General features: G+C 71.7%; 26 protein-coding genes. 6 read left to right on the top strand and 20 right to left on the bottom strand.

Annotated elements, in window-relative coordinates; translation table 11 throughout:
* Nucleotides 1–7: 7 nt before the first annotated feature.
* From ABZT02_RS10530 to ABZT02_RS10510, 5 genes are read left to right on the top strand one after another with little or no spacing between them, the layout of a single operon-like run.
* Nucleotides 8–1,174: an ADP-ribosylglycohydrolase family protein gene (locus tag ABZT02_RS10530; protein WP_356016236.1), complete on the top strand. Its 1,167-nt coding sequence runs from the start codon at nucleotides 8–10 to the stop codon at nucleotides 1,172–1,174.
* On the top strand, nucleotides 1,162–2,520 hold the full coding sequence (locus ABZT02_RS10525; protein ID WP_356016234.1) for an ADP-ribosylglycohydrolase family protein: 1,359 nt from the start codon (nucleotides 1,162–1,164) through the stop codon (nucleotides 2,518–2,520). The genes ABZT02_RS10530 and ABZT02_RS10525 overlap by 13 nt, the downstream gene beginning before the upstream one ends.
* A complete protein-coding gene (gene rbsK / locus ABZT02_RS10520) occupies nucleotides 2,517–3,410 on the top strand; it encodes a ribokinase (RefSeq protein WP_356016232.1) in 894 nt (297 codons plus the stop codon). The genes ABZT02_RS10525 and rbsK overlap by 4 nt, the downstream gene beginning before the upstream one ends.
* Nucleotides 3,407–4,597 carry a CoA transferase gene (locus tag ABZT02_RS10515; protein ID WP_356016230.1) on the top strand — a complete coding sequence of 397 codons (1,191 nt, stop codon included), beginning with the start codon at nucleotides 3,407–3,409 and terminating at the stop codon, nucleotides 4,595–4,597. Before rbsK ends, ABZT02_RS10515 begins: the two co-directional genes overlap by 4 nt.
* Nucleotides 4,594–5,424, top strand: a complete 831-nt coding sequence (locus ABZT02_RS10510; protein WP_356016228.1) for a CoA ester lyase — start codon at nucleotides 4,594–4,596, stop codon at nucleotides 5,422–5,424. Before ABZT02_RS10515 ends, ABZT02_RS10510 begins: the two co-directional genes overlap by 4 nt.
* 57 nt (nucleotides 5,425–5,481) lie before the next feature.
* Here the strand turns inward: ABZT02_RS10510 and lgt are convergent, their stop codons facing one another.
* The 10 genes from lgt to hisI form a co-directional block, all read right to left on the bottom strand.
* Nucleotides 5,482–6,417, bottom strand: coding sequence for a prolipoprotein diacylglyceryl transferase (gene lgt / locus ABZT02_RS10505; RefSeq protein ID WP_356016226.1), 936 nt, complete (start codon nucleotides 6,415–6,417; stop codon nucleotides 5,482–5,484).
* 103 nt (nucleotides 6,418–6,520) lie between these two features.
* Nucleotides 6,521–7,294, bottom strand: a complete 774-nt coding sequence (locus ABZT02_RS10500) for a thioredoxin domain-containing protein (RefSeq protein WP_356016224.1) — start codon at nucleotides 7,292–7,294, stop codon at nucleotides 6,521–6,523.
* Nucleotides 7,295–7,398: 104 nt separating this feature from the next.
* Complete coding sequence (gene trpA, locus ABZT02_RS10495; protein ID WP_356016222.1) at nucleotides 7,399–8,223, bottom strand: tryptophan synthase subunit alpha; 825 nt, start codon at nucleotides 8,221–8,223, stop codon at nucleotides 7,399–7,401.
* Nucleotides 8,220–9,506: a tryptophan synthase subunit beta gene (gene trpB / locus ABZT02_RS10490; RefSeq protein ID WP_356016220.1), complete on the bottom strand. Its 1,287-nt coding sequence runs from the start codon at nucleotides 9,504–9,506 to the stop codon at nucleotides 8,220–8,222. The genes trpA and trpB overlap by 4 nt, the downstream gene beginning before the upstream one ends.
* A gap of 324 nt (nucleotides 9,507–9,830) precedes the next feature.
* A complete protein-coding gene (trpC, locus tag ABZT02_RS10485) occupies nucleotides 9,831–10,640 on the bottom strand; it encodes an indole-3-glycerol phosphate synthase TrpC (protein WP_356016217.1) in 810 nt (269 codons plus the stop codon).
* A gap of 138 nt (nucleotides 10,641–10,778) precedes the next feature.
* Entirely contained in the window at nucleotides 10,779–11,219 is a 441-nt protein-coding gene (locus ABZT02_RS10480) for a DUF2752 domain-containing protein (protein WP_356016215.1), read from the bottom strand.
* A gap of 79 nt (nucleotides 11,220–11,298) precedes the next feature.
* Nucleotides 11,299–11,547, bottom strand: a complete 249-nt coding sequence (locus ABZT02_RS10475) for an HGxxPAAW family protein (protein WP_356016213.1) — start codon at nucleotides 11,545–11,547, stop codon at nucleotides 11,299–11,301.
* Nucleotides 11,548–11,734: 187 nt separating this feature from the next.
* Nucleotides 11,735–12,376 (bottom strand): TIGR02234 family membrane protein, encoded by a 642-nt coding sequence (locus ABZT02_RS10470; RefSeq protein WP_356016211.1) that lies wholly within the window; start codon nucleotides 12,374–12,376, stop codon nucleotides 11,735–11,737.
* Nucleotides 12,377–12,447: 71 nt separating this feature from the next.
* On the bottom strand, nucleotides 12,448–13,926 hold the full coding sequence (locus ABZT02_RS10465) for an anthranilate synthase component I (protein ID WP_356016209.1): 1,479 nt from the start codon (nucleotides 13,924–13,926) through the stop codon (nucleotides 12,448–12,450).
* A gap of 11 nt (nucleotides 13,927–13,937) precedes the next feature.
* The gene (gene hisI, locus ABZT02_RS10460) at nucleotides 13,938–14,333 is read right to left on the bottom strand and encodes a phosphoribosyl-AMP cyclohydrolase (RefSeq protein WP_356016207.1); all 396 of its coding nucleotides are present in this window, start codon (nucleotides 14,331–14,333) and stop codon (nucleotides 13,938–13,940) included.
* 118 nt (nucleotides 14,334–14,451) lie between these two features.
* Between hisI and ABZT02_RS10455 the strand changes: the two genes are divergently transcribed.
* Nucleotides 14,452–15,087, top strand: a complete 636-nt coding sequence (locus ABZT02_RS10455) for a TIGR03085 family metal-binding protein (RefSeq protein ID WP_356016205.1) — start codon at nucleotides 14,452–14,454, stop codon at nucleotides 15,085–15,087.
* A gap of 4 nt (nucleotides 15,088–15,091) precedes the next feature.
* On the opposite strand, the gene ABZT02_RS10450 is transcribed toward ABZT02_RS10455, so the two are convergent.
* The 10 genes from ABZT02_RS10450 to hisD form a co-directional block, all read right to left on the bottom strand.
* Nucleotides 15,092–16,378: an MFS transporter gene (locus ABZT02_RS10450; RefSeq protein ID WP_356016203.1), complete on the bottom strand. Its 1,287-nt coding sequence runs from the start codon at nucleotides 16,376–16,378 to the stop codon at nucleotides 15,092–15,094.
* A gap of 47 nt (nucleotides 16,379–16,425) precedes the next feature.
* Nucleotides 16,426–17,013, bottom strand: coding sequence for a helix-turn-helix domain-containing protein (locus ABZT02_RS10445; RefSeq protein ID WP_356016201.1), 588 nt, complete (start codon nucleotides 17,011–17,013; stop codon nucleotides 16,426–16,428).
* Nucleotides 17,014–17,085: 72 nt separating this feature from the next.
* Nucleotides 17,086–17,841 carry an imidazole glycerol phosphate synthase subunit HisF gene (gene hisF / locus ABZT02_RS10440; protein ID WP_356016199.1) on the bottom strand — a complete coding sequence of 252 codons (756 nt, stop codon included), beginning with the start codon at nucleotides 17,839–17,841 and terminating at the stop codon, nucleotides 17,086–17,088.
* A complete protein-coding gene (locus ABZT02_RS10435) occupies nucleotides 17,838–18,236 on the bottom strand; it encodes a RidA family protein (protein ID WP_356016197.1) in 399 nt (132 codons plus the stop codon). The genes hisF and ABZT02_RS10435 overlap by 4 nt, the downstream gene beginning before the upstream one ends.
* Nucleotides 18,233–18,970, bottom strand: coding sequence for a bifunctional 1-(5-phosphoribosyl)-5-((5-phosphoribosylamino)methylideneamino)imidazole-4-carboxamide isomerase/phosphoribosylanthranilate isomerase PriA (priA, locus tag ABZT02_RS10430; protein WP_356016195.1), 738 nt, complete (start codon nucleotides 18,968–18,970; stop codon nucleotides 18,233–18,235). The genes ABZT02_RS10435 and priA overlap by 4 nt, the downstream gene beginning before the upstream one ends.
* Nucleotides 18,970–19,617, bottom strand: coding sequence for an imidazole glycerol phosphate synthase subunit HisH (gene hisH, locus ABZT02_RS10425; protein WP_356016193.1), 648 nt, complete (start codon nucleotides 19,615–19,617; stop codon nucleotides 18,970–18,972). Before hisH ends, priA begins: the two co-directional genes overlap by 1 nt.
* Nucleotides 19,608–19,772: a hypothetical protein gene (locus ABZT02_RS10420; RefSeq protein WP_007381382.1), complete on the bottom strand. Its 165-nt coding sequence runs from the start codon at nucleotides 19,770–19,772 to the stop codon at nucleotides 19,608–19,610. Before ABZT02_RS10420 ends, hisH begins: the two co-directional genes overlap by 10 nt.
* Entirely contained in the window at nucleotides 19,769–20,362 is a 594-nt protein-coding gene (gene hisB, locus ABZT02_RS10415) for an imidazoleglycerol-phosphate dehydratase HisB (RefSeq protein WP_007381383.1), read from the bottom strand. Before hisB ends, ABZT02_RS10420 begins: the two co-directional genes overlap by 4 nt.
* The gene (locus ABZT02_RS10410; RefSeq protein WP_356016191.1) at nucleotides 20,359–21,477 is read right to left on the bottom strand and encodes a histidinol-phosphate transaminase; all 1,119 of its coding nucleotides are present in this window, start codon (nucleotides 21,475–21,477) and stop codon (nucleotides 20,359–20,361) included. The genes hisB and ABZT02_RS10410 overlap by 4 nt, the downstream gene beginning before the upstream one ends.
* Nucleotides 21,474–22,799, bottom strand: a complete 1,326-nt coding sequence (gene hisD, locus ABZT02_RS10405; RefSeq protein ID WP_356016189.1) for a histidinol dehydrogenase — start codon at nucleotides 22,797–22,799, stop codon at nucleotides 21,474–21,476. The genes ABZT02_RS10410 and hisD overlap by 4 nt, the downstream gene beginning before the upstream one ends.
* Nucleotides 22,800–22,941 lie beyond the last annotated feature (142 nt).

The following is a 22,941-nucleotide window of genomic DNA, read 5'->3' as shown; positions in this document are numbered from 1 at the left end:
TCCGGGCATGACGCCCAAAAACCAAGAAAGCAGTCTCGAAGAGCGCATCACCGGAGCCCTCGTCGGCGCGGCGGTGGGCGACGCCCTCGGCGGCCCCGTCGAGGGCTACTCCCCCGACCAGATCCTCGAACGTCACGCCGGCCGCGTCCACGGCATCGTCGGCCCCTGGAACGGCGACGCCTGGCGCACCGCCCGCCCCATCGCCCCGTACCACAAGGGCGACGGCCACGTCACCGACGACACCTTGATGACCCACGCCCTGATCCGCGTCTACGACCGGGTCAGAGACCACCTCGACGCCTACGCGATCGCCGACCACCTGGTCCCCGACCTGATGACGAACCCGCGCTGGATCCCGGAACTGGAGGCGGAGGCGCTCCCCCTCCACCGCATCTTCCTCGCGGAGAAGTGGCTGGTCAGCCGCCTCCACTACGGCCACGTCGACCCCCGGGAAGCCGGCGTGGGCAACATCGTCAACTGCGGTGCGGCGATGTACATGGCCCCGGTCGGCCTGGTCAACGCGGCCGACCCGCGGGCCGCCTACGCCGAGGCCCTGGACATCGCGGGCGCCCACCAGTCGTCGTACGGCCGGGAGGCGGCGGGGGTCTTCGCGGCTGCCGTGGCGGCGGCGTGCGAGCCGGACGCGACGCCGGACTCGGTCGTGACGGCCTGTCTGCGGCTGGCGAAGGACGGCACGAGGACGGCGATCGAGAAGGTCTGCGAAGTGGCCGCCCACCACACGGACTTCGAATCGGCCCTACGCCCCCTGCGGGACGCCGTCGCTCCCTACGACACGGTCGGCCCCGACTACCGCGCCCCCTCCCTCGGCGCCCGCCGCCCCTCCCGCCTCCACACCATCGAGGAACTCCCCATCGCCCTCGCGATGTTGCTGGTGGCCGCGGGCGACTACCGCCAAGCGGTCCTCGGCGCGGTGAACTACGGCAGGGACTGCGACTCGATCGCCACGATGGCCGGCGCGCTGTCCGGCGCCCTGGGCTCGCCCGTCCCGGCCGACTGGGCGAAGACGGTCTCGGAGGCGAGCCGCCTGGACCTGTGGGAACCGGCGACGACGCTGACGGCCGTGACCCGGGAGATCTTCGAGAGGGACGTGGCCCGCCGCAGGACCCACGAGGCGGCCTTCGCGGAACTCGGAGGCCCGAGATGCTCCGACTGACCTGGGTCCAGCCGGAAGACCTCATCGGCCACGAACTCCGCCAGGCGGCCCAGGACGGCAGGGAGCCGTCGGCGATCGCGGCGCGGTGGCGGGCGGCGGGCGGCAAGGAGGCGCCGACCCGAGCAGGCGCCTCGGCTAAGCCCGCGTCCAGGTATCTGCGGCAGCTCGCGGAGGACCTGCTGGACGAACTGGCGGATCTGCCGAACGCGTTGGAGGACGACGAGCCCACCGACCTCGCGAGCATCAAGGCCCGCTGCCGGACCTGGCCGGCACACTCCTCCCCGGCCACCCTCACCCAGGCCGGCCTGGAAGCGGCCTGGCTGGGCCGAGCCGCGGGCTGCCTCCTCGGCAAACCCGTGGAGAAGCTCCCCCTCGAAGCCATCCGCCAACTCGCCCGATCCACCGGCAACTGGCCCCTGAACACCTACTTCACGGCGAAGGGCGTCCCCGCCGAACTCCTCACCGCCCACCCCTGGAACCGCCGCTCGGCGACCACCTCCCTCGCCGAGAACATCGACGGCATGCCCGAGGACGACGACCTCAACTACCCCTTGCTGAACCTCCTGTTGCTCCAACGCCACGGCAAGCACTTCACCACCACGGACGTGGCGAAGCTCTGGCTCGACGAACTCCCCGCCGGCCGCACCTTCACCGCCGAACGCATCGCCTACCGCAACCTCCTCGAGGGCCTGGAACCCCCCAGAACGGCCCGCCACCGCAACCCCTTCCGCGAATGGATCGGCGCCCTGATCCGCGCGGACGTCCACGGCTGGACCAACCCCGGCGACCCCGCGGCCGCGGCCGAACAGGCCCACCGGGACGCCACCCTCACCCACACCGCGAACGGCGTCTACGCGGCGATGTTCACGGCCGCCGTGATCGCCCAGGCGGCGGCGACCCCCGACATCCACACCTGCCTGCGCACCGGACTCAGCGTGATCCCCCCGAACTCCCGCCTGACCAGGGCCGTCGTCCACGCCGTCCAACTGGCCGAACAGCACGGCGACTTCGACACGGTCGTGGACGAACTCCACACCACCCACGCCGCGACCCACCACTGGGTCCACGCGATCCCCAACACCGCGCTGATCGCCGCCGCCCTCACCCACGCCGACGGCGACTTCACCGGCTCCCTCAGCAGAGCGGTCGGCGGCGGCTGGGACACCGACTCCAACGGCGCCACGGCAGGCAGCATCGCCGCCCTTCTGACCGGCGCCCCCGAAAAGCTCCCCGACCGCTGGACCACCCCCCTCAAGAACCGCCTGGCCACCTCCGTCGCCGACTTCAACGGCACCGGCTTCGACACCCTGGCCCACCTCACCCACCGGGAGGCTGCTCGCCCATGACCCACATCGCCGTGCTCGGCAGCACGAACATGGACCTGGTCGCCTACGTCGAGAAGACACCCCGGCTCGGAGAGACCGTCACCGGCAGGGAGTTCCGTACGATCCCCGGCGGCAAGGGCGCCAACCAGGCGATCGCCGCGGCCCGCGCCGGCGCCACCGTCTCGATGATCGGCGCGGTCGGCAACGACGGCTTCGGCACCCGCCTGCGCTCCACCCTGGAGCACTCCGGCGTGACCACCGACCACCTGCGCACCGTCGAGGGCCCCTCCGGCACCGCGCACATCGTCGTGGACGACGAGGGCGGCAACGCGATCGTCGTCATCCCCGGCGCGAACGGCACCGTCGACCATCTCGTCCCCGGCGACGAGGGCCTGATCGGCTCGGCCGACGCCCTGCTCCTCCAGCTGGAGATCCCCCTGGCAGCGGTCCTCGCCGGCGCGAAGACGGCTCGCGGCCACGGTGTCCGTACGATCCTCACCCCCGCCCCGGTCCAGCCCCTGCCGCCCCAACTCCTCGCCGCCACCGACCTGTTGGTGCCCAACGAGCACGAGGCGGCCACCCTCACCGGCCGCACCGACCCGTTCGCCGCGGGCACCGCCCTCCTCGACCGGGTCCCGCGCGTGGTGATCACCCTGGGCGCGGCGGGCAGCCTGTACCTGACCCGGGACGCCGAACCCCTCGTCGTCCCCGCCCCGCAGGTCACCGCGGTGGACTCCACCGGCGCGGGCGACACGTTCGTGGGCACACTCGCCGTCGCCCTCGGCGAGGAACGGCCGATCCGCGAGGCGATGGCCTGGGCCGCCGCGGCGGCCGCGCTCTCCGTCCAGCGGGAAGGCGCCTCGGCGTCGATGCCGTACCGCTCCGAGATCGAGGCCCGGTACACCTCATGACCGAGACCCCCCTCCAAGGCCTGCGCGTGCTCGACGCGGCCACCCTCTTCGCGGGCCCCCTCGCCGCCACCCTGCTCGGTGACTTCGGCGCGGAGGTCGTCAAGATCGAGCACCCCACGAAACCGGACCCCTCCCGCGGCCACGGCCCCTCCAAGGACGGCATCGGACTGTGGTGGAAGGTCCTGGGCCGCAACAAGCGCACCCTCACCCTGGACCTGTCCAAGCCGGGCGGCCGGACCACGTTCCTGCGGCTTGCCGCCTCCGCGGACGTGGTCATCGAGAACTTCCGCCCCGGCACCCTGGAGAAGTGGGACCTGGGCTGGCCGGAGCTGCAGGCCGTCAACCCCCGCCTGGTCCTCGCCCGCGTCACCGGCTTCGGCCAGTTCGGCCCCTACTCCCGCCGTCCCGGCTTCGGCACCCTCGCGGAGGCGATGAGCGGCTTCGCGGCGATCACCGGCGAACCGGACGCGCCCCCGGTCCTGCCACCCTTCGGCCTGGCCGACTGCATCGCGGGCCTGGCCACGGCATACGCGGTGATGACAGCGCTCGCGGCCCGCGACCGCACGGGCGAGGGCCAGGTCGTCGACATGGCGATCATCGAGCCGATCCTGACAGTCCTCGGGCCCCAGCCGACCTGGTACGACCAGCTCGGTCACGTCCAGGAGCGCACCGGCAACCGCTCCGCCAACAACGCCCCGCGCAACACCTACCGCACGTCCGACGGCACCTGGGTCGCCGTCTCCACCTCGGCCCAGTCGATCGCGGAACGCGTGATGCGCCTGGTGGGCCGCCCGGAGCTGATCGACGAGCCGTGGTTCGCGACCGGTGCCGAGCGGGCCGCGCACGCCGACGTCCTCGACGCGGCGGTCGGTTCCTGGATCGCCGAACGCACCCGCGCCGACGTCCTCGCGGCGTTCGAGAAGGCGGAGGCCGCCATCGCCCCGATCCAGGACATCCGGGACGTGATGACCGACCCGCAGTACCAGGCACTGGACACCGTCACCACGGTCGACGACCCCGAACTCGGCCCGCTGCGCATGCAGAACGTCCTCTTCCGGCTCTCCTCGACCCCGGGCGCGATCCGCTGGGCGGGCCGTCCGCACGGCGCGGACACGGACCAGATCCTGACGGAACTGGGCCTGACCGAGGCCGAGTTGCAGGCGCTGCGCACGGAGGGCGCGCTGTGAGACCGTACCCTCTGACCTGGCTCTACGTCCCCGGCGACCGCCCGGAGATCGTGACCAAGGCGCTGACGTCCGGCGCCGACGTCGTGGTCGTCGACCTGGAGGACGCGGTCGCCCCCGACCGCAAGCGATACGCCCGCGAGGCCACCGCCGAACGTCTCGGCGACCCCCAGCGGACCCCGGTCCACGTCCGGGTGAACGCCCTGGACAGCCCCTGGGCGGCAGCGGACCTGGCAGCGCTCGCCGCCCTCCCCGGGGTCTCGGGCCTGCGCCTGCCCAAGGTCACCGCCCCCGCCCAGATCACCCGCGTCGCACGGACGACGGCCCGGTCCGAAGGAGACGCCCCGCCCCTGTACGCCCTGCTGGAATCAGCCCTGGGCGTCGAGCACGCCTACGCCATCGCCACCGCCCACCCGAGCCTGCGAGGCATCGCCCTCGGTGAGGCGGACCTACGCGCCGACCTGGGCGTACGACACGACGGGGGCCTGGACTGGTCCCGCTCCCGCGTGGTCGTGGCGGCGAGAGCGGCGGCCCTCCCGCCCCCGTCCCAGTCGGTGCACCCCGACATCCGGGACCTGGAGGGTCTGAGATCCTCCTGCGCCCACGGCCGGGCCCTGGGCTTCCTGGGCCGGGCAGCCGTCCATCCCCGCCAACTCCCGGTGATCGAGCGCGCCTACCTCCCCACGGAGGAGGAGATCGAGCACGCGGAGACGGTCCTCGAGGCGGCCAGGTCCCACCAGGGGGCCCAGGCCCTCCCCGACGGCACCTTCATCGACGCGGCGGTGGTGACGCAGGCCCACCGCACCCTGTCCCTCGCGCACCGCGGCTGACATACGACGAGGGCGCCCCGGCGATCCGGGGCGCCCTCGTCGACGTACGACCGGCCGTCAGGTCTTCTTCGCCGACTCGGCCTCGGTCACGGTCTCGTCCGTCACCTCGGCGGAGTCGGCCCCGGCCTTCTCGTCGCCCTCGGCGTCGTCACCGGACTCGGTCTCCTCGTCGGAGGCACCCGGCTCGACGACTTCCTCACGCCCCGGCCGCTTCCTCGCGGACAGCACGATGTACGTCACCGCGAGCAGGAACACGATGATCGCGGTCCAGACGTTGAGCCGCAGCCCGAGGATGTGGTGGGCGTCGTCGATGCGCATGTACTCGATCCAGCCGCGCCCCGTGCAGTACGCGGCGACGTACAGCGCGAACGCCCGCCCGTGTCCCAGCTTGAAGCGGCGGTCGGCCCAGATGACGAGGAGGGCTACACCGATGCACCACAGCGACTCGTACAGGAAGGTCGGGTGGTAGTAGCCCGGGACCCGGCCGTCCGTGGAGGACGTGATGTGCAGGGCCCACGGCAGATCGGTCGGCTTGCCGTACAGCTCCTGGTTGAACCAGTTGCCCCAGCGGCCGATGGCCTGCGCGAGGGCGATGCCGGGGGCGAGGGCGTCGGCCCAGGCGGGCAGCGGGATGCCCCGGCGGCGGCAGCCGATCCACGCGCCCACCGCACCCAGCGCGATCGCGCCCCAGATGCCGAGACCGCCCTCCCAGATCTTGAAGGCGTCCACCCAGTCACGGCCCTCGCTGAAGTACAGCTCGTAGTCCGTGATCACGTGGTAGAGGCGGCCGCCGAGCAGTCCGAACGGCACGGCCCAGACCGCGATGTCGGCCACCGTGCCGGCCCGCCCGCCCCGGGCGATCCAGCGCTTGTTGCCGAGCCAGACGGCAACGAAGACGCCGATGATGATGCAGAACGCGTAGCCACGCAGCGGGATGAGACCGAAGAGGTGGTACACCCCGTGCGACGGGCTGGGAATGTAGGCAAGTTCCATGGCAGGGTCGACGCTACCCTGCCGGGCCGGGCCCACGGCAGGCGGCCCGGCAACGGGTCCATAACAGGCGGGTGAGAGAAGGCGCCCGCCCCCTTACCCGCCCTCACCCCTTGTTGGCGGCCTCCACCTGCTGCTTCAGCTTCGCCGGGGTCATCGTCCGGTCCTGGTAGATGTTCTTGCCGTCGAGCAGGACGGTCGGGGTGCCGGAGAACCCGCCGCCCCGGAAGGCGGCCGCGGACTTGTCCACCCAGGTGTTGTGGGTGCCCTTCTCCACGCAGGACCGGAACGCGGGAGTGTCGAGACCGTCGACCTTCTTCGCCAGTTCGAGGAGCTTCTCGGTCCTGGCGTAGTCGTCACTGGTTTCGTCGGGCTGGTTCTCGTAGAGCACGTCGTGGTACGCCGGGAACTTCCCGGCGTCCTGGGCACAGGCCGCCGCATTGGCCGCGGTCCGGGAGCCACTGCCGCCCATGTTGCCGTCGATGATCGTCGCCAGGTGGTACTCGACCTTGAGCTTGCCGGATTCGGTGAGCTCGTGGACGGTCGGCCGGTACGCCGCCTCGAAGGCCTTGCAGGCCGGGCAGCGGAAGTCCTCCCAGACCACGAGCGTCGACTTGGCGCCCTCCTTGCCGACCGGGATGGCAAGACTGTCCTGCCCCTTGGCCCCCGAGGGCGCCACGACCGGGCCCGATTTGCTGTCCTTGTCCTTGCCGGCGTTGGCCGCGACGACGCCGACCACCGCCGCGAGACCTAGGACGCACACCACACTCGCGCCCACGATCAGCACCCGGCGCCGCTTCTCCGCGGTCTTCTGCTTCGCGCGTTCCTCCGCCAGCCGCTCGCGGGCGGTGCGCTTTCCCTCACGGTTCTTCTCGCTCACACCCGCAGAACGAACCGGGGAGGCGCACCGCGCCTCCCCGGCCCCAGGTCCACCCCTTCGAGTGACCGCCTTTTCCGGCACGCCCTGACAGGCGTACGGCCGGCCTACGCCTGTCGGCGCACGCCCTTCGCCAGCTCGCCCGCGAGGGCGCGGACGCCCTCGACGCCGGCCTTGTCGTCCGGCGCGTCCAGCATCCGCTTCACGAAGGCCGAGCCGACGATCACGCCGTCGGCGAAGGCGGCCACTTCGGCGGCCTGCTCGGCGTTGGAGACACCGAGCCCGACACAGACGGGCAGACCGGCCCCGGCGTCGGCGGCCCGGGTGCGCTCGACCAGGTCCTGGGCCTGCGCCCCGACCGACTCACGCGTGCCCGTGACACCCATCAGCGAGGCGGCGTACACGAATCCGCTGCCGGCCGCGGTGATCTCGGCGAGCCGCGCGTCCTTGCTGCTGGGCGCGACCACGAAGACCGTGGCGAGCCCGTGCTTGTGAGCGTGCTCCCTCCACAGCGCCGACTCCTGCACGGGCAGGTCGGGCAGGATGCAGCCCGCGCCGCCCGCCTCGGCGAGCTCGGCGGTGAAGCGCTCGACGCCGTAGCGGTCGATGGGGTTCCAGTACGTCATCACGAGCACCGGCTTCCCGGTGGCCTCGTAGGTCTCCCTGACCGTCCGCATGACGTCCGCGATCTTGACGCCGCCGCGCAGGGCGATGTCGTCGGCCGTCTGGATGACGGGGCCGTCGAGGACGGGGTCGCTGTGCGGCAGACCGACCTCGACGACGTCCGCGCCGCCGTCGAAGGCGGCCTTGATCGCCTCGATGCCGCCGTCCACGGTCGGGAACCCGGCCGGGAGGTAGGCGATGAGCGCGGACCGGCCCTCGGCCTTGGCACCGGCGAGGGTGTCCGTCAACAGCTGGATGTTCCCGCTCACTTGGCGTCCCCCTCGATCTCCGCACCGGTACCGGCCTCGTCCGCCGCTACCTCGGCGTCGGTGTCGTACAGGCCGAAGTAGCGTGCGGCCGTGTCCATGTCCTTGTCGCCACGGCCGGACAGGTTGACGACGATCAGCCCGTCCTTGCCGAGCTCCTTGCCGACCTCCAGGGCGCCGGCCAGCGCGTGGGCGCTCTCGATGGCCGGGATGATGCCCTCGGTGCGCGACAGCAGGCGCAGCGCCTGCATGGCCGCGTCGTCGGTGACCGCGCGGTACTCGCCGCGGCCGGAGTCCTTGAGATAGGAGTGCTCCGGGCCGATGCCCGGGTAGTCCAGACCGGCCGAGATCGAGTAGGGCTCGGTGATCTGGCCCTCCTCGTCCTGGAGGACGTAGGAGCGGGAGCCGTGCAGGATGCCGGGCTCGCCCGCGGTGAGGGTCGCCGCGTGCTCGCCGGTCTCCACGCCGTGCCCGGCGGGCTCGCAGCCGATGAGGCGTACGCCGGTGTCCGGGATGAAGGCGTGGAACAGGCCGATGGCGTTCGAACCGCCGCCGACGCAGGCGATGGCCGCGTCGGGCAGCCGGCCGGCCCGCTCCAGGAGCTGGCGGCGGGCCTCGACACCGATGACCCGGTGGAAGTCGCGGACCATCGCCGGGAAGGGGTGCGGGCCCGCGACCGTGCCGAAGAGGTAGTGGGTGCGGTCGACGTTGGCGACCCAGTCGCGGAAGGCCTCGTTGATCGCGTCCTTCAGCGTGCGGCTGCCGGACTTCACGGCGATGACCTCGGCGCCGAGCATGCGCATCCGGGCCACGTTGAGGGCCTGACGCCGGGTGTCGATCTCGCCCATGTAGATGGTGCACTCGAGACCGAAGAGCGCGCAGGCGGTGGCCGTGGCGACGCCGTGTTGGCCGGCACCGGTCTCCGCGATCACCCGGGTCTTGCCCATGCGCTTGGTGAGCAGCGCCTGACCGAGCACGTTGTTGATCTTGTGGGATCCGGTGTGGTTGAGGTCTTCCCGCTTCAGGAAGATCGTGGCGCCGCCGGCGTGCTCGGCGAACCTCGGCACCTCGGTGAGCGCGGAGGGGCGGCCGGTGTAGTGCACGAGCAGGTCGTCGAGCTCGCGGGCGAACTCCGGGTCGTGCTTGGCCTTGTCGTACTCGACGGCGACCTCGTCCACGGCGGCGACGAGGGCCTCCGGGATGAACTTGCCGCCGTACGCGCCGAAGTAACCCTCGGCGCTGGGGACTTGACCCTCGGGGTCGGGGATGAAGAACTCGCTGGGCATGCGGAAACCTCACGGTGAGTGTGTGAAAAGGACACTATTCGCCGTGGGGGCGGGGATGTGTTCGTCGGCTGCGGGCCGTCAGTGGCTGGTCGTGCCCGCGCGGCGGTAGCCGTAAAACAAACAGAGCCCCGCGCCCCTCAAGGGGCGCTGCCATCGCCGTCCGTTTACTTGCCCGGGTTCGTCACCGATCACGTACCGCACCCGACGACCGTGCACCCGGCGGGCGGGCGCGCGGCAACCACGGGGGCGGCAGCCGCGCGCGAGGCGTGCGTACCTGTCCGTGGTTGTCGTCGTAAGGTTCATCGGGGTAAGCCTAGCGAAAGATCAGCCGCGCCCGTGGCGCAGAGCCGGATGCTCGCCCGCCGCCACCAGGTCGGAGACCGCCGTCTTCGGGTCCTTGCCCGTCACCAGGGACTCGCCCACGAGGACCGCGTCGGCGCCGGCGTTGGCGTAGGCGATCAGGTCGTGCGGGCCGCGGACGCCGGACTCCGCGATCTTGACGAGGTGGGCGGGGATCTCGGGGGCGATGCGCTCGAACGTGCCGCGGTCGACCTCAAGGGTCTTGAGGTTACGCGCGTTGACGCCGATGATCTTCGCTCCGGCGTCCACCGCGCGCTCGACCTCGTCCTCGTCGTGGACCTCGACCAGCGGGGTGAGCCCGATGGACTCGGCGCGCTCGATCAGGGACTCCAGGGCGGCCTGCTCCAGGGCCGCGACGATGAGCAGCGCGAGGTCGGCGCCGTAGGCCCGGGCCTCCCAGAGCTGGTACGACGTGACGATGAAGTCCTTGCGCAGGACCGGGATGTCCACGCGCGCGCGGACGGCCTCCAGGTCGGCCAGCGAGCCGCCGAAGCGGCGCTGTTCGGTCAGGACGGAGATGACGGCCGCGCCGCCCGCCTCGTAGTCGGCGGCGAGGCCCGCCGGGTCGGCGATCGCGGCCAGCGCGCCCTTGGAGGGGCTGGAGCGCTTGACCTCGCAGATGACCTTGACGCCGTCACCGCGCAGGGCGGCCACGCCGTCCTTGGCCGCGGGAGCCTTCGCCGCGCGCTCTTTGAGCTCGTCGAGGCTGACGCGCGCCTGCCGTTCCGCGAGGTCGGCACGGACTCCGTCGATGATCTCGTCGAGCACACTCACGCGAGCGGCCCCCTTCCAGGCGGTTGACAGTTTCAGCGACTGATGAGAACAAGTGGTCACTGCGATGGTATCCGCAGGAGGGCGTAGGCCTCACATCCGGTTGACGCCGGTCCCACTACCTGGACGTTCGCCGGTTGATCAAGGATGTAGCCGGCCACCGAACGGCAGGTTCCGGACAACCGTGAAGACCAGCAGCAATGCCCCCACCGTCCACAGGTGCACCGGCCCGAGACCGAGCCTCAGCGGCCGGCCGCGCGCCGCGCGGACCACCCAGACGGTCCACAGCACGGCGAAGCCCAGATAGCCCACCACGGCCATCGCGTTGTCCTGGAGGGCGCCCAGGAAGTCACCGTGGATGAACTCGTGCGCGCTGCGCAGGCCCCCGCAGCCGGGGCAGTACAGGCCGGTGATCCGGTAGAGCGGGCAGACGGGGTAGTGACCGGGCTGGTTGGGGTCCACGGCCCCCACATACGCGAAGGCACCGGCCACGGCCGCGAGGATCCCGCCCGGGACGGCCAGGCGTCCCGGCAGGCCGGTCCGGGGCAGCACGTGCTGAGTGTCGGCGTTCACATCCGGCATTGTCCCCCGCCCTCCCCTCGAACGCGTGAGGGGCGGCTCCGGCAGTTTCGCCGGGCCGCCCCTTCACGAGGTCCGCGTGTCAGCCCTTGGCGTCCGCCGACTCCGGCTGTGCGGTGGCGAGCGGCTTGTGGACGTCCTTGGGCATGCCCATCCCCATGGCGCTCATGATCCAGCCGATGACACCGCCGATGACCACGATCGCCATACCGGCCCAGAAGCCCGCCGGCTGGGCCATCACCATGAAGGCGCCCGCGACGCAGAAACCGATGAAGGCGATAGTGACACCGGTCCAGGCGGCCGGGGTGTGACCGTGGCTGCTGCCCGCCATTGCTTGCTCCTAGGTGCTGAGGTACGAGTCCGAGCCGGAAGCTCAAGGTCCATTGTTCCGCACGCACGGGCGCGATGTGTTCGGGGGTACCAAGACGCGCCCCACAGGGGCGCGGGGCTGTATCCATATGCCGCTCCGTCGCGTGGGCGCGACAAGCCCCCACCGGCCCGCAGCCGCATTCCGGCCGCTACGCCCCCGTCGGGTCTTCCCCACGGTCGAGCGCCTTCCAGATGTCCTCCGGACGATCGGGATCCACGACAGCGGCCTTACGCCGCACTCGAGGCGCCCCGTCCCGCTCGTACCGTCCCGACATGGCGGGCCACGACCGCCCGTACCGAAGAGCGAGCAACCCGGCCAGGAGGATCAGCGCACCCCCCACCACGGCGGCGTACGGCCAGGCGGTGTGCGAGAGGGAGGCGACCGTCGCCGACGTGTCGCCGGAGGCCTTGGCCGCCTGCTCGTCCAGCGCGGACGCGTCGTTCGCCCCGACCAGCGCCGCGGTGACGATGCCCGCGCCGGAGAGCGCGAGCAGCGCGGCGACCAGGAGACGCCCCGCCTTGCGGACGGCGAAGACGGCGACGAGCGCGGCGAGGCCGACTATGGCCAGGGCGGCGGGGACGCCCGTGACGTCGCTGCCCTTGGCGGTCAGGGGAAAGGCGCCGCCCGCCACGGTCGCGGTGCCCTCGGCCCACTGCTGGCGGGTGGCCAGCAGCGCCACGGCGGCGCCGAGCGCGCCGCACAGCAGGGCGACGGCGAGACTCAGACGTCCGGCCCTGGCGGGTCCGGCGGCTTCGGAACGGGGGTGCGGTACGGCAGTCACGTACCCCACTATCACCCGAACCCCGGGCGAACGGTGACCCGGGGTTCCGTGAGAAGCGCCCTATTCGGCGCCGAAGCCCCCTACTTGCCGAGCCGGTTCGCCGTGTGGACCGCCCTGAGGACCGCCGCGGCCTTGTTGCGGCACTCGGTGTCCTCGGCGACCGGGTCGGAGTCGGCGACGATGCCGGCGCCGGCCTGGACGTAGGCCGTGCCGTCGCGGAGGAGGGCCGTGCGGATGGCGATCGCGGTGTCGGAGTCGCCCGCGAAGTCGAGGTAGCCGACGCAGCCGCCGTACAACCCGCGCCGGGACGGCTCGAGTTCGTCGATGATCTGCATCGCGCGCGGCTTGGGGGCGCCGGAGAGGGTGCCGGCGGGGAAGCAGGCGGTCAGGACGTCGAAGGCGGTGCGGCCCGGCGCGACCTTGCCGGTGACAGTGGAGACGATGTGCATGACGTGGGAGTACCGCTCGACGGACATGAAGTCGACGACCTCCACGGAGCCCGGCTCACAGACGCGCCCCAGGTCGTTGCGGCCGAGGTCCACCAGCATCAGGTGCTCGGCGCGCTCCTTCGGGTCGGCGAGCAGTTCGTCGGCGAGGGCCTGGTCCTCCTGCGGGGTCGCCCCGCGCCACCGGGTGCCGGCGATGGGGTGCACCATGGCGTGCCCGTCCTCGACCTTGACCAGGGCCTCGGGGGACGAGCCCACGACGTCGAAGCCGTCGAAGCGGAACAGGTACATGTACGGGGAGGGGTTCGTGGCCCTCAGGACCCGGTAGACGTCCAACGCGCTTGCCGTGCACGGCGTCTCGAAGCGCTGCGAGGGGACGACCTGGAAGGCCTCGCCGGCCCGGATGCGCTCCTTGATGTCCTCGACGGCCTCCCGGAAGTCGGGGCCGCCCCAGAGCGCGGTGTACTCGGGCAGTTCGGAGGGCGGGAGGACCGCCGGGGGCTGGGCCACCGCGCGGGACAGGTCCGCCTCCATGGCGTCCAGGCGGGCCACCGCGTCCGCGTGGGCCTCGTCGACGCCGGTGTCGAGGTCGTTGTGGTTGATCGCGTTGGCGATCAGCAGGACCGAGCCCTCCCAGTGGTCCATGACGGCGAGGTCGCTGGTGAGCAGCATGGTCAGCTCGGGCAGGTTGAGGTCGTCCCGCTCCCCCGGGCCGATCTTCTCCAGGCGGCGGACGATGTCGTAGCCGAGGTAGCCGACCATGCCGCCGGTGAAGGGCGGCAGGCCCTCCTGGTGCGGGGTGTGCAGGGCCTCGATGGTGGCGCGCAGGGCGACCAGCGGGTCGCCGTCGACAGGCACGCCGACCGGTGGGGTGCCGAGCCAGTGCGCCTGGCCGTCCCGCGCGGTCAGGGTCGCGGCCGAGCGCACGCCCACGAAGGAGTAGCGGGACCACGAGCGGCCGTTCTCCGCGGACTCCAGCAGGAAGGTACCGGGGCGCTCGGCGGCGAGCTTGCGGTAGAGGGCGACCGGGGTGTCGCCGTCGGCCAGGAGCTTGCGCGTGACGGGGATGACGCGGCGGTCGGTGGCCAGCTTGCGGAAGGTCTCGAGGTCCATGGCGGCTGACCTTACTGATCCGAGGCGGCGGCACTGGAATCAGCGCCGTCCGCAAGGAGCACGTCCTCGTCGAAGCAGGTCCGCGCGCCGGTGTGGCAGGCGGCGCCGACCTGGTCGACCTTGACCAGCACGGTGTCGGCGTCGCAGTCCAGCGCGACGGACTTGACCCACTGGAAGTGGCCGGAGGTGTCGCCCTTGACCCAGTACTCCCTACGGCTGCGCGACCAGTAGGTGCAGCGGCCGGTGGTCAGCGTGCGGTGCAGCGCCTCGTCGTCCATCCAGCCGAGCATGAGCACCTCACCGGTGTCGTACTGCTGGGCGATGGCGGGGACGAGCCCGTCGGCGCTGCGCTTGAGGCGCGCGGCGATCTCGGGGGCGAGGCTGCTGGGCGGGGGCGTGCTGGTCATGGTGCCATTGTGCCGCGCGGCACTGACAGGGCCGGGCCGGTGTCCACTGGGCGGACCCGGGGAAGCAGGCCGGGAATGTCCACTGGGCGGACCCGCGAGGCGGTCGTAGGCTGACTGCATGTCGACTTTCGCCAAGCGTGAACGACTTCTCCTCGCCGACCTGTTGGAGGCCGAGGGCCCGGAGGCCCCCACCCTCTGCGAGGGCTGGCTCACCCGCGATCTCGCGGCCCACGTGGTGGTGCGCGAGCGCCGTCCCGACGCCGCCGGCGGTCTGCTGATCAAGCAGCTCGCGTCCCGCCTGGACCGGGTGATGACCGAGTTCTCCGAGAAGCCCTACGAAGAACTGATCCAGCTCATTCGTACGGGTCCACCGCGCTTCTCGCCGTTCCAGCTCAAGCAGGTCGAGGAGCTGTCGAACACGGTGGAGTTCTACGTCCACACCGAGGACGTGCGCCGGGCCCGTCCCGACTGGACGCCGCGCGAGCTGGACCCGGTCTTCCAGGACACCCTGTGGTCCCGTCTGGAGCGCACCGCCCGGCTGATGGGCCGCGGTGTCCCCACCGGTCTGGTGCTGCGCCGCCCGGACGGCCAGACGGCGGTCGCGCACCGGGGCACTCCGGTCGTGACGGCGACCGGTGAGCCGTCGGAGCTGCTGCTGTTCCTGTACGGACGGCAGAGCGCGGCCAAGGTGGAGCTGGACGGCGACAAGGAGGCGATCGCCAAGCTGCACGAGGCGAAGGAACTCGGGATCTGAGGCATCACTTCGGGAGCTCGGCGCGGCGCAGGTTCGGCGCGCACAGCGCGACCACCCCGCCGAGCCCGCACACCGCAGCGCTGACCAGGAAGACCGGCCCGGTGCCCCAGGCCCCGATCGCGGCGGCGGACAGCGGCATGCTGAGCGGTGCGAAGCCGAGGCTGACCAGTGCGGACACGGCGGTCACGCGGCCCAGGCGGGCGGGGTCGGCCTGGGTCTGCAGCAGCGCGCCGCACAGGGCGCCGCTGAGCCCCGCGAGCAGTCCGATCAGCAGGGCGACCCCGGCGGCCGCGACGACACCCGGGACGAAGGCCAGGGCGCCGATGGCAACCGCCCCGCAGAGACAGGCGTACGCCATCACGTGCCCGGCGTACGGCACGCGCCCGCGTACGGCCAGCAGCAGCGAGGCGACACCGGCCCCGAACCCGAACCCGCCGAGCACCCAGCCCATTCCGGCGGCGCCCCAGCCGCGCTCGTCGGCGAGCAGGGTCAGCCCGACGTTGAGCGGTCCGACGAAGCCGAGGTCGCCGAGGGCGATGGCCAGCATCAGCGGGGCGAGGACGCGGTGGTGGCGGATGTACCGCAGCCCGGCACGCAGGTCCTGCCAGGCGGTGGCGTCGGCCTTTCCGGCGCCGTCGGCCTTTCCGTCGTCGGCCTTTCTGTCGTCGGCGGGCAGTTGCCGGACCCGTACGGCGATCAGCAGCGGCACGGATATCGCGATCAGCAGTCCCGCCAGGGCGAACGCGGCCGCCGCTCCCCCGACCGCCACCGCGAGGCCGCCGAGCGGGCCGCCCACGACGCTCGCGAAGCGGATGCCGAGCCCCCGCATGCCCTGCACGCGCGTGAGCTGCCCGCGACTCGTCACGCGCGCGGGGAGGGCGCCCACGGCCGGCATGAACACGGCGTCGACGGTTCCGAAGGCGAGGCCCAGCAGGGCGAGCGGCCAGAGTCCGGGGCTGGTGAGGAAGAGCAGTGCCGCCACCGCGAGCACGGCCGCGCAGCGCACGGCGTCACTGCCGATGACGACCCCGCGCGGCCCGAACCGGTCGGCGATCACCCCTCCGCCGAGCATCAGCAGGGCCCGCGGCAGCGCGCTGACCGACATCACGATCCCGGCCTGCGCGGGTGTGCCGGACTGGACGGCCGCCCAGGACAGGGCGATGTAGTAGACGCTGTCGCCGGTCATCGAGGCGGTGTAGGCGGCGAGCCAGCGCAGGACGTTGCCGTCGCGGTGGGCGGGGGTGTCGACGACGTCGGCCGGGGCCGTGGGCGTGGCGGTCGTGGCGGTCACGGGCGGACCCTCTCGGACGCGGAACGGGAGTCGGACGCGAACCGGGATCAGACGCGGAACGGGAAGCCGTACACGTGCAGCGCGACGTTCTCGCGCCCCTCGGTCTCGCCGGCGGCCTCGGCGGCCCGGCCCTTCTCGTCGTACTTCCTGGCGAGGGCGAGCAACTCCTCGCGCAGTTCGTCCAGTTCGCCGGCCGTCAGGCGTAGCAGGGACTCGCTGTCCGGGGCGGCCGCGTTCCACTCGGCGCTCCAGGTGGGCCGTTCGTCGAGGTAGCGGCGGTACATGTCGGCGCGCTGCTCGTGGAAGAGCCGGGTGGCCGCCAGGTGCGCGGCCGCCCGCTCCGGCGCGTCCCGGAAGTCCTGGTCGCGGATGCTCACGCCCTCGGACGAGGGCTGCCACCAGCGCTCCCGGCCGTCCCCGCTCTGCGCCTCGGCCGCTTCGATCAGCCCGTGCTCGGCCAGCTTGCGCAGGTGGTAGCTGACCAGCGACACGGCCTCGTCCACTTGGTCGGCGAGGTGGGAGGCGGTGGCGACCCGGGACACGCACAACGCGCGGTAGAGCTGCATCCGCAGCGGATGGGCGAGGGCCTTGAGCGTGCCGAGATCGGTGATCGGGCGGTTCTGCTCGCGTGACATGACCTCACCGTAGACAGGAAAGAAAAGTTGCGCAATGAATTTTGCGCAACTTCTCTTTCGCATCTTGGTGGTTCAGCGGACGGGGTGCCCCGCCCCCCGCAGCGTCTCCTTCACCTCGCCGATCCGCAGATCGCCGAAGTGGAACACCGAGGCCGCCAGCACCGCGTCCGCGCCCGCCCCGATGGCCGGCGGGAAGTGGTCCAGTTTCCCCGCGCCGCCGGAGGCGATCAGCGGGACGGTCACGTGCTTGCGGACGGCCTCGATCATCTCCAGGTCGTAGCCGTCCTTGGTGCCGTCCGCGTCCATCGAGTTGAGCAGGATCTCACCGGCGCCCAGTTCGGCGGCCCGGTGCGCCCACTCGACGGCGTCGATGCCGGTGCCCTTGCGGCCGCCGTGCGTGGTCACCTCGAAGGAGCCTTCAGCAGTGCGGCGCGCGTCCACCGACAGCACCAGCACCTGCCGGCCGAACCGCTCGGCGATCTCGCGGATCAGGTCGGGGCGGGCGATGGCCGCGGTGTTCACGCCCACCTTGTCCGCGCCGGCCCGCAGCAGCTTGTCCACGTCCTCGGCCGTGCGGACACCGCCGCCGACCGTCAGCGGGATGAACACCTGCTCGGCGGTGCGGCGCACCACGTCGTAGGTCGTCTCGCGGTTGCCGGAGGATGCGGTGATGTCCAGGAACGTCAGCTCGTCGGCGCCCTCGGCGTCGTACACCTTGGCCATCTCGACGGGGTCGCCCGCGTCGCGCAGGTTCTGGAAGTTGACGCCCTTGACGACCCGGCCGTTGTCCACGTCCAGGCAGGGGATGACTCGTACGGCGAGGGTCATGCTGGGGACACTCCTCGGAACGCCTCCACCTCGACCTCGACGACCAGGCTGGGGTCCACGAAGCCGGAGACGATGATCAGGGATGCGGCGGGCCGGACGGCGTCGAACAGCTCCTTGTGAGCGCGTCCGACCTCCTCGACGTCCCGGGCGTGGGTGAGGTACAGGCGCGTGCGCACCACGTCGTCCCGGCCGAGCCCCAGCTCCTTCAGCGCCGCGAACGCGACGTTGAAGGAGTTGACCGTCTGTTCGTACGGGCCGCCTCCGGCGATTTCGCCGTCCACGATCGACGTGCAGCCCGAGACCAGCACCAGGCCGTTCGGCAGCTCCACCGCCCGGGAGTACCCGAAGGTGTCCTCCCAGGGCGCACCGGTCGTGACGCGTCGCAGATCGCTCACTGAGCCACCGCCTCCAAGGCCTCTTCCAGGGTGAACGCCTTCGCGTACAGGGCCTTCCCGACGATGGAGCCCTCGACACCGAGGGGCACCAGCTCGGCGATGGCCCGCAGGTCGTCCAGCGAGGACACGCCGCCGGAGGCCACCACCGGGCGGTCGGTCGCCGCGCAGACGTTGCGCAGCAGCTCCAGGTTCGGGCCCTGGAGCGTGCCGTCCTTGGCGATGTCGGTGACGACGTACCGCGCGCAGCCCTCCTTGTCGAGCCGCTCCAGCGCCTCGTACAGGTCGCCGCCCTCGCTGGTCCAGCCGCGGCCCTTCAGGGTCGTACCGCGCACGTCCAGGCCCACCGCGATCTTGTCGCCGTGCTCGGCGATGACCTTGGCGACCCATTCCGGGCTCTCCAGGGCTGCGGTGCCGAGATTCACCCGGGTGCAGCCGGTGGCGAGCGCCGCGGCCAGCGAGGCGTCGTCGCGGATGCCGCCGGACAGCTCCACCTTGATGTCCATCGCCTCGGTGACCTGGCGGACCAGGTCCCGGTTGTCGCCGGTGCCGAACGCGGCGTCGAGGTCGACGAGGTGCAGCCATTCGGCGCCCGCCCGCTGCCAGGACAGCGCGGCCTCCAGAGGGGAGCCGTAGGAGGTCTCCGTGCCGGACTCGCCGTGCACGAGCCGGACCGCCTGGCCGTCGCGGACATCGACGGCGGGCAGGAGTTCGAGCCGTGAGAGCTTCGGGGGCATCAGAGGGTTCCGATCCAGTTGTTCAGCAGCTGCGCACCGGCGTCGCCGGACTTCTCGGGGTGGAACTGGGTGGCCCACAGGGCACCGTTCTCCACGGCGGCCACGAAGGGCTCGCCGTGGGTCGACCAGGTGACCTTGGGCGCGGTCATCGCCTTGTTGTGCGTCTCCAGGGACCAGTCGTGGACGGCGTAGGAGTGCACGAAGTAGAAGCGGGCGTCGCCGTCCAGGCCGGCGAACAGCCGGGAGCCGGCCGGCGCGTCGACGGTGTTCCAGCCCATGTGGGGCACGATGTCGGCCTTCAGCGGCTCGACCGCACCGGGCCACTCGTCGAGGCCCTCGCTCTGCACGCCGTGCTCGATGCCGCGCGCGAAGAGGATCTGCATGCCGACGCAGATGCCCATGACGGGGCGCCCGCCGGACAGCCGGCGGTCGATGATCCAGTCGCCGCGAGCCTCGCGGAGGCCCTTCATGCAGGCGGCGAAGGCGCCGACGCCCGGCACCAGCAGGCCGTCGGCGTTCATGGCCTTGTCGTAGTCGCGCGTTATCTCGACCTCGGCGCCCGCGCGCGCGAGGGCGCGCTCGGCGGACCTCACGTTGCCGAAGCCGTAGTCGAAGACGACTACTCGCTTGGAGCCGCTCAATTCCACACCTCCAGCCTCATGACACCGGCGACGAGACACATCCCGGCGGCGATGGAGAGCAGCACGATCAGGCCCTTGGGCATCTGCTGCTTGACGAAGGAGTAGATCCCGCCGGCCAGGAAGAGGCCGACGACGATCAGGAGGGTCGACAGGCCGGTCACAGCGCGCCCTTCGTGGAGGGGAGGATGCCCGCCGCGCGCGGGTCGCGCTCGGAGGCGTAGCGCAGGGCCCGGGCCAGTGCCTTGAACTGGCACTCCACGATGTGGTGGGCGTTGCGCCCGTACGGCACGTGCACGTGCAGGGCGATCTGCGCCTGGGCCACGAAGGACTCCAGGATGTGCCGGGTCATCGTGGTGTCGTACTCGCCGATCATCGGCGCCATGTTCTCGGGCTCGGTGTGCACGAGGTACGGACGGCCACTGAGATCCACCGTGACCTGAGCCAGGGACTCGTCCAGCGGGACCGTGCAGTTGCCGAAGCGGTAGATGCCCACCTTGTCGCCGAGCGCCTGCTTGAAGGCGGCGCCGAGTGCGAGGGCGGTGTCCTCGATGGTGTGGTGGGAGTCGATGTGCAGGTCGCCCTCGGTCTTCACGGTGAGGTCGAACAGACCGTGCCGGCCGAGCTGGTCGAGCATGTGGTCGTAGAAGCCGACGCCTGTCGACACCTCGACCTTGCCGCTGCCGTCGAGATCGATCTCGACGAGCACCGAGGTCTCCTTGGTGACCCGTTCCACGCGTCCTACGCGGCTCATGTGCTCTGCTCCTTCTTCAGTTCCCGTACCGCGTCGAGGAACGCGTCGTTCTCCTGCGGGGTTCCGGCGCTGACCCGCAGCCAGCCCGGGATGCCGTTGTCCCGGACCAGGACGCCCCGGTCGAGGATCTGCTGCCAGGCCGCGTGCGAGCCCCCTGGGCCGTCGAACCGCCCGAACTGCACGAAGTTCGCGTCCGACTCCACGACCTCGAAGCCGATCGCGCGCAGCTCGCGCACCAGCCGGTCCCGCTCGGCCTTCAGCTGCTCGACGTACTTGAGCAGCGTGTCGGTGTGCTCCAGGGCGGCCAGCGCGGTCGCCTGCGTGACTGCCGACAGGTGGTAGGGCAGCCGTACGAGCTGGACGGCGTCCACGACCGCCGGGTGCGCGGCGAGGTAGCCGAGGCGCAGGCCCGCCGCCCCGAACGCCTTCGACATGGTCCGGGAGACGACGAGATTCGGCCGCCCCTCGATGAGCGGCAGCAGCGAGTCGCCGTGGCTGAACTCGATGTACGCCTCGTCCACCACGACGATGGAGGGCTTCGCGGCCTGCGCGGCCTCGTACAGGGCGAGGACCGTCCCGGGCGGGACCGCGTTGCCGGTGGGGTTGTTGGGGGTGGTGATGAAGACGACGTCCGGCTTGTGGGAGGCGATCGCCTGCGCGGCCACCTCCACGTCGATGGTGAAGTCCTCGTTCCGGGGGCCCGAGATCCAGCCCGTGCCGGTGCCGCGCGCGATGAGCGCGTGCATCGAGTACGACGGCTCGAAGCCGATCGCCGTGCGGCCCGGTCCGCCGAAGGTCTGGAGCAGCTGCTGGATGACCTCGTTGGAGCCGTTCGCCGCCCAGACGTTGGCGAGGCCGACCTCGTACCCGGACGTGTCCGTCAGGTACGCGGCGAGCCGGGTGCGCAGCTCGACCGCGTCCCGGTCCGGGTAGCGGTTGAGGTCGCGGGCGGCCTCGCGGACGCGCTCGGCGATGCGCTCGACCAGCGGCTCGGGCAGCGGGTAGGGGTTCTCGTTGGTGTTCAGCCGTACGGGGACGTCCAACTGGGGCGCGCCGTAGGGGGACTTGCCGCGCAGCTCGTCCCGTACGGGGAGATCGTCGATTCCGAAGTTCACTTGCTCTCAGGCACCTTCCAACCGAACCGGGCCTTGATCGCCGCCCCGTGGGCCGGCAGGTCCTCCGCCTCCGCCAGCGTGACCACGTGGTGCGCCACGTCGGCGAGTGCGTCCTTGGTGTAGTCGACGATGTGGATGCCGCGCAGGAAGGACTGGACGGACAGGCCCGCGGAGTGGCAGGCGCAGCCGCCGGTCGGGAGCACGTGGTTGGACCCGGCGGCGTAGTCGCCGAGGGACACGGGAGCCCAGGGGCCGACGAAGATCGCACCGGCGTTGCGCACCCGGTCGGCCACCGCGGCGGCGTCGGCCGTCTGGATCTCCAGGTGCTCGGCGCCGTACGCGTCGACGACCCTGAGGCCCTCGTCGATGCCGTCGACGAGGACGATCGCGGACTGCCTGCCCTTCAGGGCGGGCACGATCCGGTCCTCGATGTGCCGGGTGGCCGCGACCTGCGGCTCCAGCTCCTTCTCGACGGCGTCCGCGAGTGCGACGGAGTCGGTGACCAGGACGGCCGCAGCCAGCGGGTCGTGCTCGGCCTGGCTGATCAGGTCCGACGCCACGTGCACCGGGTCGGCGGAGGAGTCCGCCAGGACCGCGATCTCGGTCGGACCGGCCTCGGCGTCGATGCCGATCCTGCCGGTGAAGTAGCGCTTGGCGGCGGCGACCCAGATGTTGCCGGGCCCGGTGACCATGTTGGCGGGCGGGCAGGACTCGGTGCCGTACGCGAACATGGCGACGGCGGTCGCGCCACCGGCGGCGTAGACCTCGTCGATGCCGAGCAGCGCGCACGCGGCGAGGATCGTCGGGTGCGGGAGGCCGCCGAACTCGGCCTGGGCGGGCGAGGCGAGCGCGATGGACTGCACTCCCGCCTCCTGAGCGGGCACCACGTTCATGATCACGGAGGACGGGTAGACCGATCGCCCGCCGGGCGCGTACAGCCCGACCCGGTCGACCGGCACCCACTTCTCGGTCACGCTGCCGCCGGGCACGACCTGGGTCGTGTGGTTCGTACGGCGCTGTTCGCGGTGGACGAGACGGGCGCGGCGGATGGACTCCTCCAGGGCCGCCCGCACGCGCGGGTCGAGCTCCTCCAGCGCGCGCGAGAGCGCCTCTGCGGGCACCCGCACCCGCTCGAGGCGCACACCGTCGAACTTCTCGGCGAAGTCGATCAGCGCCGCGTCACCCCGATGATGCACGGCCTCGCAGATCGGACGCACCTTCTCCAGGGCGGCCGAGACGTCGAAGTCGGCTCGGGGCAGCAGGTCGCGCAGGGCGGGGCCCTCGGGGAGGGCGTCGCCGCGCAGATCGATTCGGGAGATCACGTGGTCAATTCTCTCAGACCGCCGTCAGGGCCTGTCCGCGCATTCCAGTGGCTGATACGCCACTCCGGCGGAACCCGGAAGATCAGGGGGGCGTGGGGGGCGTCCCCCCACAAGGCACAGCACGTCTAGTGTTCCGTACGTC

The sequence above is a fragment of the Streptomyces sp. NPDC005402 genome (assembly GCF_040606575.1).
Taxonomy (GTDB): Bacteria; Actinomycetota; Actinomycetes; order Streptomycetales; family Streptomycetaceae; genus Streptomyces.
This window is presented reverse-complemented; position numbering and strand designations above follow the sequence as displayed.

What these genes read in the sequence shown, in the direction of transcription:
- ABZT02_RS10480 (WP_356016215.1), bottom strand. Translation starts at nt 11,219, where the DNA reads ATGCCGGATGTGAACGCCGACACTCAGCACGTGCTGCCCCGGACCGGC.
- hisF (WP_356016199.1), bottom strand. Translation starts at nt 17,841, where the DNA reads ATGACCCTCGCCGTACGAGTCATCCCCTGCCTGGACGTGGACAACGGC.
- ABZT02_RS10465 (WP_356016209.1), bottom strand. Translation starts at nt 13,926, where the DNA reads ATGGACCTCGAGACCTTCCGCAAGCTGGCCACCGACCGCCGCGTCATC.
- lgt (WP_356016226.1), bottom strand. Translation starts at nt 6,417, where the DNA reads ATGGAACTTGCCTACATTCCCAGCCCGTCGCACGGGGTGTACCACCTC.
- hisB (WP_007381383.1), bottom strand. Translation starts at nt 20,362, where the DNA reads ATGAGCCGCGTAGGACGCGTGGAACGGGTCACCAAGGAGACCTCGGTG.
- priA (WP_356016195.1), bottom strand. Translation starts at nt 18,970, where the DNA reads ATGCCCCCGAAGCTCTCACGGCTCGAACTCCTGCCCGCCGTCGATGTC.
- ABZT02_RS10525 (WP_356016234.1), top strand. Translation starts at nt 1,162, where the DNA reads ATGCTCCGACTGACCTGGGTCCAGCCGGAAGACCTCATCGGCCACGAA.
- ABZT02_RS10515 (WP_356016230.1), top strand. Translation starts at nt 3,407, where the DNA reads ATGACCGAGACCCCCCTCCAAGGCCTGCGCGTGCTCGACGCGGCCACC.
- ABZT02_RS10445 (WP_356016201.1), bottom strand. Translation starts at nt 17,013, where the DNA reads ATGTCACGCGAGCAGAACCGCCCGATCACCGATCTCGGCACGCTCAAG.
- ABZT02_RS10530 (WP_356016236.1), top strand. Translation starts at nt 8, where the DNA reads ATGACGCCCAAAAACCAAGAAAGCAGTCTCGAAGAGCGCATCACCGGA.
- ABZT02_RS10455 (WP_356016205.1), top strand. Translation starts at nt 14,452, where the DNA reads ATGTCGACTTTCGCCAAGCGTGAACGACTTCTCCTCGCCGACCTGTTG.
- hisI (WP_356016207.1), bottom strand. Translation starts at nt 14,333, where the DNA reads ATGACCAGCACGCCCCCGCCCAGCAGCCTCGCCCCCGAGATCGCCGCG.
- ABZT02_RS10475 (WP_356016213.1), bottom strand. Translation starts at nt 11,547, where the DNA reads ATGGCGGGCAGCAGCCACGGTCACACCCCGGCCGCCTGGACCGGTGTC.
- rbsK (WP_356016232.1), top strand. Translation starts at nt 2,517, where the DNA reads ATGACCCACATCGCCGTGCTCGGCAGCACGAACATGGACCTGGTCGCC.
- trpB (WP_356016220.1), bottom strand. Translation starts at nt 9,506, where the DNA reads ATGCCCAGCGAGTTCTTCATCCCCGACCCCGAGGGTCAAGTCCCCAGC.